General features: G+C 72.0%; 8 protein-coding genes. 3 read left to right on the forward strand and 5 right to left on the reverse strand.

Annotated elements, in window-relative coordinates; translation table 11 throughout:
• Nucleotides 1-35: 35 nt before the first annotated feature.
• The 3 genes from SM447_RS19535 to SM447_RS19545 all read right to left on the reverse strand — a co-directional run bounded on the left by SM447_RS19535 (nt 36) and on the right by SM447_RS19545 (nt 3,212).
• Nucleotides 36-875: a carbohydrate ABC transporter permease gene (locus SM447_RS19535; protein WP_474574269.1), complete on the reverse strand. Its 840-nt coding sequence runs from the start codon at nt 873-875 to the stop codon at nt 36-38.
• Complete coding sequence (locus tag SM447_RS19540; protein WP_474574270.1) at nt 868-1,851, reverse strand: carbohydrate ABC transporter permease; 984 nt, start codon at nt 1,849-1,851, stop codon at nt 868-870. The genes SM447_RS19535 and SM447_RS19540 overlap by 8 nt, the downstream gene beginning before the upstream one ends.
• A gap of 65 nt (nt 1,852-1,916) precedes the next feature.
• Nucleotides 1,917-3,212 (reverse strand): ABC transporter substrate-binding protein, encoded by a 1,296-nt coding sequence (locus tag SM447_RS19545; RefSeq protein ID WP_474574271.1) that lies wholly within the window; start codon nt 3,210-3,212, stop codon nt 1,917-1,919.
• A 144-nt stretch (nt 3,213-3,356) separates the two neighbouring features.
• On the opposite strand from SM447_RS19545, the gene SM447_RS19550 reads away from it, so the two are divergent.
• Together SM447_RS19550 and SM447_RS19555 are read left to right on the forward strand one after the other, a co-directional pair.
• Nucleotides 3,357-4,556: an ROK family transcriptional regulator gene (locus SM447_RS19550; protein WP_474574272.1), complete on the forward strand. Its 1,200-nt coding sequence runs from the start codon at nt 3,357-3,359 to the stop codon at nt 4,554-4,556.
• Nucleotides 4,557-5,045: 489 nt separating this feature from the next.
• Nucleotides 5,046-7,268 carry a discoidin domain-containing protein gene (locus tag SM447_RS19555; protein WP_474574273.1) on the forward strand — a complete coding sequence of 741 codons (2,223 nt, stop codon included), beginning with the start codon at nt 5,046-5,048 and terminating at the stop codon, nt 7,266-7,268.
• A 48-nt stretch (nt 7,269-7,316) separates the two neighbouring features.
• On the opposite strand, the gene SM447_RS19560 is transcribed toward SM447_RS19555, so the two are convergent.
• Entirely contained in the window at nt 7,317-8,213 is an 897-nt protein-coding gene (locus SM447_RS19560) for an alpha/beta fold hydrolase (protein ID WP_474574274.1), read from the reverse strand.
• Between the two features lie 141 nt (nt 8,214-8,354).
• Between SM447_RS19560 and SM447_RS19565 the strand changes: the two genes are divergently transcribed.
• Entirely contained in the window at nt 8,355-11,702 is a 3,348-nt protein-coding gene (locus tag SM447_RS19565; RefSeq protein ID WP_474574275.1) for a BTAD domain-containing putative transcriptional regulator, read from the forward strand.
• 6 nt (nt 11,703-11,708) lie between these two features.
• Here SM447_RS19565 and SM447_RS19570 read toward each other — a convergent pair whose 3' ends face one another.
• On the reverse strand, nt 11,709-12,197 hold the full coding sequence (locus tag SM447_RS19570) for a molybdenum cofactor biosysynthesis protein (protein WP_474574276.1): 489 nt from the start codon (nt 12,195-12,197) through the stop codon (nt 11,709-11,711).
• Nucleotides 12,198-12,300 lie beyond the last annotated feature (103 nt).

The raw sequence follows: 12,300 nt of genomic DNA on the forward strand, positions 1-12,300 counted from the left end.
GGGCGATTTCTCCTCGGTTCTCGTGGTGGACGGGCTCACTTGACCGCTCCGGCGGTGAGGCCGGCGACGAAGTAGCGCTGCAACGCCAGGAACCCGGCGACCACCGGCACGCTCACCACCAGGGAGGCGGCCATCACCTGGTTCCAGTAGACGTTGAACTGGGTGGAGTAACCCTGCAGACCGACGGCGAGGGTGCGGCTGTCCTCGTTGGTCAGCACCGAGGCGAACAGCACCTCGCCCCAGGCGGTCATGAAGGCGTACACGGTCACCGCGACCACGCCGGGCACCGCCGCCGGCAGCACCACCTGGAACAGGGTGCGCAGCGGGCCGGCGCCGTCGACCTGCGCGGCCTCGTCGAGCCCGCGCGGGATGGAGTCGAAGTAGCCGACCAGCATCCAGATCGAGAACGGCAACGAGAAGGTCAGATACGTGATGATGAGGCCGGTGCGGCTGGCGTAGAGCGCGATGCCGGTGGCGTTGCCGAGGTTGACGTAGATCAGGAACAGCGGCAGCAGGAACAGGATGCCGGGGAACATCTGGGTCGACAGGACGGTCACCGAGAAGACCTGCCGGCCGTGGAACCGGTAGCGGCTCACCGCGTACGCGGCGAAGATCGCCACGGCTACCGAGAAGACGGCGGCGACGCTGGCCACCAGCAGGCTGTTGAGCAGATAGCGACCGAGCGGAACGGTCGACCACATGTCCACGAACGCCTGCATCGTGGGGCGCCGGGGCCACCAGGTGAAAGCGCCCTGCACGTCCTGCAACGGTTTGATCGCCGAGCTGACCATCACGTAGAGCGGGACGAGCACGAAGCCGGCGAGCAGGGTCAGCACGATCCGGCGGGACCAGCGTTCGGCGGCGGTCTCACGCATCGTTCCTCCGTCGGTTGGTCAGCAGCAGATAGCCGGCGGTGACCAGGAGCAGGAACAGCAGCAGCGCCACCGACATGGCCGAGCCGGTGCCGAAGTCCCAGGTCTGGAAGGAGCTGCGGTAGATGTGCAGCGAGATGAGGTCGGCCTCGGCCGGGGCGGAGCCGCCGAACAGGACGTACGGGGTGTTGAAGTCGTTGAAGGTCCAGAGGAAGAGCACCAGCAGCAGGACGAGGTTCACCGGGCGCAGCATCGGCAGGGTCACCGAGCGCAGCCGCCGCCAGAAGCCGGCGCCGTCCATCGCGGCGGCCTCGTACAGCTCGTCGGGGATGTTCTGCAGGCCGGCCATCACGCAGAGGAACGCGAACGGCCAGGTCCGCCAGATCGAGACGATCAGCAGGGCCACGAAGCTGTTGTCGCCGATCAGCCAGAACGGCGGCTCGTCGACCAGGCGCAACTGGTCGACCAGGACGTGGTTGACCAGTCCGGTGTCCCGCTGGAAGAGGAAGGTCCAGGTGATCACCGCGGTGTAGACGGGCAGCGCGTACGGGGTGAGGAAGAGCGCCCGCAGCACGGCCCGGCCCCGGAACGGTCGTTGCAGCAGCACGGCGGCGGTGGTGCCGAGCATCCAGGACAGGCCGACCGACAGCACCGTGTAGACGACGGTGACCCGGAAGGAGCGCAGCAGTTCGGCCCCGGCGGCCGAGTTGACGTCGAGCACCACCCGGTAGTTGTCCAGCCCGACGAAGGGGGCGCCGGACCAGTCGCGGATGTGGAACTGGGTCAGCTCCAGCAGGCTCATCCAGGCACCGACGAGCATCGGAACAACGTGGATCGCCAACTCCAGCACGACGGCCGGGGCGAGCAGCAGGTACGGCAGCAGCGACCGGCGGGGCCGGCGGGCCCTGGTCCTGGCCGGCGGTTCGGCGTCGCCGGTGCGGCCTGCGGCGGTTCTGGGCGGCGAGGTGGTGGTTGCCATCGAGGTCCCTTCGCGGGCTGGCCGTGGGAGGGTCGGCGGCACCTCCCACGGCCAGCGGTCCGTGGTCAGCGCATCTGCTGCTGGGCCCGGGTCAGCTTCTCCCGGACGCTGTCCTCGGTGACCGGCCTGCCGCTGGCCGCGTCGGCGAAGAGTTCCTTGATGGCGGTGCCGACCAGGGTCTCGAAGGTGCTCTCCTCGGGCACCTGCGGCAGCGGCGCCGCGGTGGTGGCCAGGGTCTGCGCGAGGACCTTCTGCTCGTCGGCGGCGAAGGCGGGATCGGCGGCGACGGTGCTGACCGCCGGCAGCGAGCCGTACGTCTTGTTCAGCGTGACCTGCTCGGCGTCGCTGGTCATGAACTTGACGAACTCCAGCGCCCCGTCCAGGTTCCTGGTGTGCTTGAAGACAGCCATGTTGATGCCGGCGACCATGCTGTTGACCCGCTTGGCACCGGCCGGCGGGTTGGCCGGGAACGGCACCGGGGCCACGCCGTACGCGTCGGCCGCCATGTTCTGTGACTGCAGGTTCGCCCCCGCGGCCTGCCAGAGCAGCATCGCGGCCTTGCCGTTGGCGAAGTCTGAGACGGACTGGTTCTGGGCGTACTCGGCGTTGCTCGGATTGACGATCCTGTCGACGGCCATCAGGTCGACGTAGCGCTTGACGGCGGCGACGTTCTGCGGCGTGTCGAACGTCGGCTTGCCGGCGGCGTCGAACCAGTCACCGCCGTACTGCTGACCGAAGGTGAAGGCGTGGTGGGCGTTCTCCGACGGGTTGGCACCCTCCACGGCGAGGCCCCACTTGCCGTCGCCGGTGAGCTTCCTGCCGACCTCGGCCATCTCCTCCCAGGTGGTGGGCGGGGTGGTGATGCCGGCGTCGGCGAAGGACTTCTTGTTGTAGTAGAGCGCGTAGGCGAGGCTGTAGAGCGGCACGGCGGCCGGCGGCTTGTCCGGTGCGCCGGCGGCGGCGAGCGCGGCCGGGACGAAACGGTCCTTACCGCCGACCTTGTCGAGGGTGGCGTCGTCGAACTCGACCAGCGCGCCGGTGGCCTGCAGGGACGCCGACCAGGTGTTGCCGATGTTCACCACGTCCGGGCCCTGCCCGGTGGTGGCGGCGGCCAGCAGTCGGTTGAGCAGGTCGGACCAGGGCACGACCTCGACGTTGACCTTGATGCCGGTCTGCTGTTCGAACTTGTCCAGCTCGGGCTGGAGGATCTCCTTGTCGGCCTCCAGGCTGGCGCCCTGATTGCTGGCCCAGTAGGTGAGGGTCTTGCTGTCTTCGCCCGACTCGTCGCCGGAGCCGCAGGCGGTGAGCGACGCGGCGGCCAGGACGGTCGCGGTGAGTATCGCGAGGTGTCGTCTCGACACGGTCTGCCCCTTCGGGTCTCAGGGTGGTGGCGGGGAGAGTTACATCACGGCTTAATTAATGTCGTCATTAAAATGGTTCCGCTGAGGGTCGTCAAGCACGGGGTCGTACAGTCGCCCGGGGCGGCCGACGGGATGGGGTGACACGTGGAGCTGGCGCGGGCGACGAACCGCAGCGTCCGGTTGCGCAACCGGTCGGCCCTGCTGTCCAGAATCTTCCTCGACGGCCCGCTGACCCGGCAGGATCTGGTCCGCGGCACCGGGCTCAGCCAGCCGGCGGTCAGCAACGTGGTCGGCGACCTGATCGACGAGGGCCTGGTGATGGAGGCCGGCGCCGCCGAGTCCGACGGCGGCCGGCCGAGCATGATGCTGCGGGTGGTGCCGCGCCACGCCGTCGTGGTCGGCGTGGACGTGGGCGAGACCCGGGTGCGCGTCGAACTGTTCGATCTCACGATGACCGTGCTGGCCAGCGTCGAGTACCCGCTGGAGCACAACGGCACCGAGCCGGCGACGGTGGCGGGGCACGTGATCGCCGGCATCGATCGGGTGCTGGCCGACTCGCGGGTCACCCGGTCCGAGGTGTTGGGCGTCGGCGTCGGCGTCTCCGGGGTGGTCGAGCAGGGCGTCCACGCGGTGGTGGACGCGCAGACCCTGGGCTGGGACCGGGTGCCCCTGGAGCGGCTGATCGCCGAGGGCACCGACTTGCCGCTGCACCTCGACAACGGCGCGAAGACCCTCGGCCAGGCGGAGATGTGGTTCGGCGCCGGACGGGGTGCCCGGCACGCCGTGTTCGCCCTGGTGGGTTCCGGCGTCGGCGCGGCCGTGGTGACCAACGGCCGCACGTACCGGGGCGCCTCCAGCAGCGCCGGCGAGTGGGGTCACACCACGCTGGTGTACGGCGGCCGGCCCTGCCGCTGCGGTGCCCTGGGCTGCCTGGAGGCGTACGTCGGGGCCGAGGCGATCATCGACCGCTACCGCGAGGCGCGGCGCGGCCGACCGGTGCCCGGCGAGGACGAGGAGTCCCAGCTCGCGGCGCTGGTGTCCGCGGCGGAGAAGTCGGAGACCGCGCGGCGGGTACTCGACGAGACCGCCGGCTACCTCGGTGCCGGGGTGGCCAACCTGATCAACCTGTTCAACCCCGAGCGGGTGGTGCTGGGCGGCTGGGCCGCGATGGCGCTGGGCGGTCTGCTGCCCGCCGTCCGCGAGGCCGCTGGCCGCCAGGCCCTGCGCGCGCCGTACGCGCAGGCCACCATCGAGCTGGGCCGGCTCGGCGTGGACGCGGTCGCGCTCGGCGCCGCCACCCTCCCCATCGCGCGCCTGCTCGCCAACGGCGGCACCCGCCACTGACCCCCTCTCCCCCGCCGCCCTTACCGGCCGGCAACACCCACCAGCCGGCAACGACCACACCAGCCAGGGCAGCCGCCGCCATCACCTTCGGTGACAGCACCCGACCCCCACCCCTCCCCCCTGCACGCTTTGCTCTGCTTCAACCAACGCAACGGTTACCCTCCGTGCCGCCGACAGGTCGAACGGCAGCCACCCGCCGCCGCGTCGGTGCTGCTCATCGGCTGTTGCGTGGAGTGAAGCAGAGCAAAGCGTGGACCGCTGACAGTAGTAGGTGGCCGGGAAGCTCACGGAGGGTTAGCATCGCCGAGGGTCACCGCACTGGTGGATGCGGATCGATGTCTTGACGGCAGCGCAACGTCGCCGCAACACTCTTCCGCAAGCGCTCCCCCACGGCGATGCCAACCCGGCGGCATCACCGCGCGGCAGCTCCAGCCCGTCCCGAACCCCGTCGCGCCCGTCGTCAGCAGCCCTCGAACGACAGGCGACGTCATGACACCACCCGTTTCCCTCGTACGATCCGCGCCAGGCCGCAGACCGCGCACCCGGTGCCTGCTCGCCGGCCTGGCGGTGGCTCTGGTGGCCGCGCTGGTTCCGGCCGTCAGTGCTGCCCCCGCCCAGGCCGCGCCGGTCCTGCTCTCCCAGGGCAGACCGGCCACCGCCTCCTCCACCGAGGGCGGCGCCTTTCCCGCCTCGGCGGCCGTCGACGGCAACACCGGCACCCGCTGGTCCAGCGCCTTCAGCGACCCGCAGTGGCTCCGGGTCGACCTGGGCACCCGGGCCACCATCACCGGGGTCACCCTGATCTGGGAGGCCGCGTACGCCCGAGCGTTCCAGATCCAGACCTCCGACGACGGCAGCTCCTGGACCACCATTCACAGCACCACCAGCGGCGGCGGCGGAACCCAGAACCTGACCGTCAACGGCAGCGGTCGCTACGTGCGGATGTACGGCACCCAGCGGGCCACCGGCTACGGCTACTCGCTGTGGGAGTTCCAGGTCTTCGGTGAGGCCGGCGGCGGACCGGGCAACCCGGTCGAACCGACCGACCCGCGCAACCCCAACTTCGGCCCGAACACGTACGTGTTCGACCCCTCCACCCCCACGGCCACCATCCAGAGCCGGTTGAACACCATCTTCAACCAGCAGGAGACCAACCAGTTCGGCCCGCAGCGGTACGCCGTGCTGTTCAAGCCGGGCAGCTACACCGCCGACGTCAACCTCGGCTTCTTCACCCAGGTCGCCGGTCTGGGCATGTCCCCCGACGACGTGAACCTCAACGGGCACGTCCGCGCCGAGGCGGCCTGGTTCAACGGCAACGCCACGCAGAACTTCTGGCGGGCCGCGGAGAACCTGTCGGTGACCCTGCCCACCGGGGTGGTCGTCGAGCGGTGGGCGGTGTCGCAGGCAGCGCCGTACCGCCGGATGCACCTGCGCGGCGCGCAGAACCAGATCCAGCTCTGGGACGGCTACACCGGCTGGGCCAGCGGCGGGCTGATGGCCGACACCCGCATCGACGGGCTGGTGGTCTCCGGTTCGCAGCAGCAGTGGTACTCGCGCAACAGCGAGTTCGGCAACGGCTGGACCGGCTCGGTGTGGAACATGGTGTTCCAGGGGGTGGCCGGCGCTCCGGCGCCGAACTTCCCCAACCCGTCGCACACGGTCGTCCCCACCACCCCGGTGGTCCGGGAGAAGCCCTTCCTCTACATCGACGGCACCGGTGAGTACCGCGTCTTCGTGCCGGCGCTGCGCACCAACTCCTCCGGCACCAGCTGGTACAACAAGACCCCGGCCGGCTCGTCCATCTCGCTGGCCGACTTCTACCTGGTCCGGCCGGGCACCTCCGCGGCGACCATCAACACCGCCCTGGCCCAGGGCCGGCACCTGCTGTTCACCCCGGGCGTGCACCGGGTCACCGAGCCGATCCAGGTCAACCGGGCCAACACCGTCGTCCTCGGCCTCGGACTGGCCACCATTCAGGCGGACAACGGCACCGTGGCGATGCGGGTCGCCGACGTGGACGGCGTCAAGGTCGCCGGCATCATGTTCGAGGCCGGCACCGTCAGCTCCCCGGTGCTGATGGAGGTCGGCCCGGCGGGCTCCGCCGCCAGCCACGCCGCCAACCCCACGTCGCTGCACGACGTCTTCTTCCGCATCGGTGGGCCGGGCGTCGGACGGGCCGCCACCAGCCTGGTGGTCAACAGCGACAACGTCATCGGTGACCACATGTGGCTGTGGCGGGCCGACCACGGCGACGGCGTCGGCTGGACGGTCAACACCGCCGACACCGGGCTGATCGTCAACGGCGACAACGTCACCATGTACGGCCTGTTCGTCGAGCACTACCAGAAGTACCAGACCATCTGGAACGGCAACGGCGGGCGCACGTACTTCTACCAGAACGAACTGCCGTACGACCCGCCGAATCAGGCGGCCTGGATGAACGGCTCGACCCGGGGCTACGCCGCGTACAAGGTGGCCGACTCGGTGACCAGCCACCAGGCGTGGGGTCTGGGCAGCTACGCCTACTTCAACGTCGACCCGTCGGTGGTCGCCGAGCGTTCGTTCGAGGTGCCGAACAATCCGAACGTGCGGTTCACCAACATGGTCACCGTCTCCCTCGGCGGGGTCGGCACCATCAACCGGATGATCAACAATGCCGGCAACACGGTCAACGCCAGCAACCAGGTGGCGTACCTGACCACGTACCCGTAGTCCGGATGATGGCGGGCCCGGCCGGTGACATCGGCCGGGCCCGCGCCGTCACGCCGACGGGGCAGGCTTCCGGGCCAGCAGCGCGCGCAGCGCTCGGACCACGTCGGCCGGTGCCTCCTCTGCCATGAAGTGGCCACAGGTGACCGTCTCGTGCCTCAGGTCCGGTGCCCACGCCCGCCACAACCCGGCGGCGTCGTACCCGAGGGCGGCACCCCAGTCCTGCTGGAGCACGGTCACCGGCATCCGCAGCCGATTGCCGGCCACCCGGTCGGCCCGGTCGTGGACGACGTCGATGCCGGCGCTGGCCCGGTAGTCCGCGACGATCGAGTCCACCGCCGCGCGGGAGGCCGCGAGGTAGGCCGCCCGCACGTCGGCGGGGATCGCCCCCGGGTCGCGGATCCAGCCGTCCAGGAAGTGACCGAAGAAGGCGTCGGCGCTCGCCGCGATCATCCGCTCGGGCAGGCCGGGCGGCTGCGCCATCAGGTACAGGTGGAAGCCGACCGCCGCGTCGACGCCGCGCAGCACGTCCCACATGTCGAGGGTGGGCAGCACGTCGAGGACGGCGAGGTGGGTGATCCGTTCCGGGTGGTCGAGGCCGGCGCGGATGGCGACGAGGGCCCCCCGGTCGTGGCCGGCCAACGCGAACCGGTCATGACCGAGCGCTCCGGCGAGCGCGACCACGTCGGCCGCCATGGTCCGTTTGGCGTACGCGGTGCCGTCCGGGTCGGCGGGCTTGTCGCTGTCGCCGTAGCCGCGCAGGTCCGGAACGATGACCGTGTGGTCGGCGGCCAGGTCGGCGGCGACGTGCCGCCACATCAGGTGGGTCTGCGGGAAGCCGTGCAGCAGCACGACCGGGCTGCCGGAACCGCCGACGGCGGCGTGCAGCGCCACCCCGTCGGCGACGGTGACGCGCTGCTGGTCGAAGCCGCTGATGCGCGGGGTCATTCGAGTCCTCCGGATCATGTGGTGTGCAGATCGGCGGGTGCCGGTCGTCGACACCGAGGTTCGCCGGGCCGGATCAGCAGCGGATGAGTGATCGGTGAGTGGCCGCGTACCGCCGCCGTGATCGCCCCCTAGAGTGGTCGCATGACCAGGCAGGACACGGCCCCGGCGGTGTCCTTCGGGGTACTCGGCACGGTGACCGCCTGGGCCGACGGCGTGCCGGTCGGGTTGAAGGGCCCCCGGCATCGCGCCGTGCTGGCCCGCCTGTTGATCGCCCGCGGCCGGGTCGTCCCCGTCGACCAGTTCCTCGCCGACCTCTGGCACGCACCGTCGGATGGCTCGGTCGCGGCGATTCGCACCTTCGTGGCCGATTTGCGACGGGCTCTGGAGCCGGACCGGCCGGCCCGGCGGCCGCCTCGGCTGTTGATCACCGCGCCACCCGGGTACGCGCTGCGCCTTCCCGCTGACGCCGTCGACGCCTGGCGGTTCGAGGCGGCGGTGGTCGAGTCCGGGCGGCTGCTCGGCGAGGGTCGCCCCGAGGCGGCGCTGACCGGCCTGGACGAGGCGCTGGCCCTGTGGCGGGGCCCCGCCTACGCCGGGTACGACAGCGAGGGCTGGGCCCGTGGCGAGATCAACCGCCTCGATGACCTGCGGCTGCTCGCCGGCCAGCGGCGCGCCGAGGCGCTGATGGCGCTGGGCCGCGATGTCGAGGCCGCCGCCGACCTCCGGTCCGACGCCGAGGCGCATCCGTTGCGGGAGGACATCTGGCGGGTGTGGGTGGTCGCGCTGTACCGCGCCGGCCGCCAGGGTGAGGCCCTGGCCGCGCTGCGCCGGGTCCGCGACACCCTGGTCGACGAACTCGGCGTCGACCCCGGCCCCCGGCTGCGCCAGCTCGAAGCCGACATCCTCCGCCAGGCGCCGCACCTCACCCCGACCACGCCCACCGCGACACCGGCACCGGTGCCCGCTTCGTCCGCCGCGGTGCCGAGCAGGTCGTCCGGGGCCGAAGACCCGACACCGGGCCACCGCGGTACGCCGCCGGGGCGGCGTCCATTCGTCGGTCGCGAGCCGGAACTGAACCGCCTCGTCCGGGTCGCCGCCGGCGCGGCCCGCGACAGGACGCCGGCCCTCGCCCTGGTCTCCGGCGACGCGGGTGCCGGCAAGACCGCCCTGCTCGACGCGCTCGCCCACCGTTTGTCGGGTGACGGCTGGGTGGCCGCCTGGGGTCGCGCCCCGGAGTACGACGGGGCGCCGGCCGCCTGGCCCTGGGCGCAGATCCGCACGACGCTGACCGGGCCGGCCGGGCCGGGACCGCAGGCTGTACGTCCGCCCCAGGTCGACGCCGAACCGGTGCCGAGCGGCGACGACGGCGACCCGAGTCCGGAGACGCTGCGATTCCGGCTGCGGCGCGAGGCTGTGTCGCTGGTCGACGCGGCGGCCCGGCACGCCCCGGTGCTGCTCATCCTCGACGACCTGCATCGTGCCGACGAGGGGACCCTGGACCTGCTCACGGGGCTGTTCGCCGAACCCGAGCCGGCCACCGGCCCGGTCATGATCGTCGCGGCGTACCGCACCTCGCAGGTGGGTGCCGAGCTGACGGCGGCGCTGGCCCGGCTCGCACCCCGGGAACCGGTCCGGGTCTACCTCACCGGGCTGTCCGAGGCGGCCACCGCCGAACTGACCGGGGCGGTCGTCGGGTTCGACGTCGACGCCGCCACCCTCAGGTCGATCCACCACCGCAGCGGTGGCAACCCGTTCTTCGTCCGCGAGCTGGCCCGGCTGCTGGCCGCCGAGGGTCCGCAGGCTCTGGAGCGGGTGCCCGCCGGGGTGCGGGACGTCATCCGGCATCGTCTCGCACAGCTGCCGGAACCCACCCGGACGCTGCTGCGGCAGGCGGCGGTAGTCGGCCGCGACGTGGACCCGGAGGTGCTGTCGGCGCTGGCCGGCGAACGGGAGCCGACCCTCCTGGACGCCCTCGACCAGGCCGAACAGGCCGGCTTTCTGAGTGGGCACGGTCCTGACGGGCAGTTGCGTTTCACCCACATCCTGGTCCGCGACACCCTCTACGACGATCTGCCGGGACCTCGTCGCGCCCGCTGGCACGCCGCCGCCGCACACGCCCTGGAACGGCTGCACCCGCACCAGGTCGCCGCCCTCGCCCACCATTTCGCCGCCGCCGGTACCCGGGCCACCGCGGGCCGTGCGGCCCGCTACGCACGGTCGGCCGCCGAGCAGGCCGAAGCGCGGGCCGCCCCGCACGACGCGGTGCGGTTCTGGGAGCAGGCGATCACCGCGTACGACCGGGCCGCAGACGGTGACACGCACGGCAGGTTGGCGGCGCAGATGGGCCTGGGACGTGCCCTCGCCGTCACCGGCCGCCTGGCGCAGGCCCGCCGACACCGCGCCACGGCCATCGCCACCGCGCGGCGACTCGGTGATCCCGAACTGCTGGCGGATGTGCTCAGCGCCTTCGCCGTACCGGCGATCTGGACCCGCAACGACGACGAGCCGCTGTCCCGGCAGGTCGCGCTCGCCGTCGACGCCGTACTGGCCGTCCTGCCCCCGAACGATCGGACCCGCCGGGGGCACCTGCTGGCCACCCTGGCGTTGGAACTGCGCGGCACCGCCACCGACCGAGGTGACCGGGCTGCGCGCGAGGCGGAGGAGATCGCCCGGCAGACGGGCGACGTGCCATTGCTCGCATTGGCGCTCAACGCCCGCTACCTGCACACCTTTCACCGCTGCGGGCTGGCGCCGGAGCGGGCGCGGATCGGTGCCGACCTGGCGGAGGTGGCCCGCTCCCGAGGTCTGGTGACCTTCGAGGTCCTCGGCCACCTCGTCGCCATGCAGGCGTCCTGCGCGGTCGGGGACCTGACCACGGCCGATGCCCGCGCCGCCGCCGCCGACCGTCTCGCCCGACGTTACGAGCTACCCCTGGTCGGCCTCTTCACCAGGTGGCACGCCGCCCTGCGGCTGGCCGTCCGGGGGCGACCCGCCGAGGCGGAGGACGCCTACCGGGAGGCGATCCGGGCCCTGCCCGCCGATGAGCTGCCGGGCATGGCACAGGGTCTGGCCCCGCTCGCGCTGTTCTCCCTGCGCCTGACCACCGGCGGTGATCTGACACCGGCCGACTCGGACCGCTGGGCGGGCGTGGACTGGGGCCCGTACGAACCCTGGATCCGTCCGCTGCTGCTGCTCGCGGCCGGTCGCCGCGCCGAGGCCGTCGCCGCCCTGAGCGCGGTGCCGGACTCACCGCACGACCTGCTCCGCGAGGCTCGCGGTTGCCTCGTCGCCCGCGCCGCGCTCGCGCTCGGCGACCGGGCCCGTATCCGCTCGACCTACGCCGAGCTGCTGCCCGCAGCCGGCGAACTGGCCGGTGCCGGCAGCGGCGTCCTCACGCTCGGCCCGGTCGCCCGTCACCTCGGCGACCTCGCCGCCACACTCGGCGATCCCGGTATGGCGAAGATCCACTACGACTCCGTTCGGGGGTGACCGGGCTCAGCTCCGCCGCGGTGTGTCCTCGATGGTCACGTCGACGGGGCCGACCCGGAGCACGCCGTCGGTCAGCGGCGCGCAGCGAACGCCGCCGCGTCCCCGCAGGTCGCGCCACGCCCCGGGGCCGATGGTCACATCCATCCAGGCGCAGGGGTGCGCCGCCCGGTTGACCCTCAGCCGTACCGGCCCTTGGCCCGAGTCGAGGACCAGGACCGACCCGACCAGTTCGTCCACGGCGATGCCACGGGTCAGGATGTTGCGCCGGACCTGCGTCAGCCCGGCCGTCGGCGGTAGCGACTCCGCCGCGATGACGGTCACGCTGGCCTGGCGGTGTGCCGGCTTGGCGAAGTACCGGTCTCCCACGATGCCCAGCTCGGCCCGGAGCTGGATCTCCGGCACGAGTTCACCGGCCGGGGCGGGCGCCGGCCCGTCCGTCGGTCGGCCGACGAAGCGGTGCGTGGGCGAGGCCAGCAGCTCGACGATCTCCGGCATGCTCAGACTCTACGACCGGTCGCGCGCCGCCACGCCGAACTCGATCGGGATGCACCGGGATCCCCGGACGCACGAGATCGGCTGATGGAAATATTTACCGCGC

This window comes from Micromonospora aridisoli (assembly GCF_056150025.1).

Coding starts and splice junctions, on each gene's coding strand:
- SM447_RS19535 (WP_474574269.1), bottom strand. CDS start 875: ATGCGTGAGACCGCCGCCGAACGCTGGTCCCGCCGGATCGTGCTGACC.
- SM447_RS19540 (WP_474574270.1), bottom strand. CDS start 1,851: ATGGCAACCACCACCTCGCCGCCCAGAACCGCCGCAGGCCGCACCGGC.
- SM447_RS19555 (WP_474574273.1), top strand. CDS start 5,046: ATGACACCACCCGTTTCCCTCGTACGATCCGCGCCAGGCCGCAGACCG.
- SM447_RS19560 (WP_474574274.1), bottom strand. CDS start 8,213: ATGACCCCGCGCATCAGCGGCTTCGACCAGCAGCGCGTCACCGTCGCC.
- SM447_RS19565 (WP_474574275.1), top strand. CDS start 8,355: ATGACCAGGCAGGACACGGCCCCGGCGGTGTCCTTCGGGGTACTCGGC.
- SM447_RS19570 (WP_474574276.1), bottom strand. CDS start 12,197: ATGCCGGAGATCGTCGAGCTGCTGGCCTCGCCCACGCACCGCTTCGTC.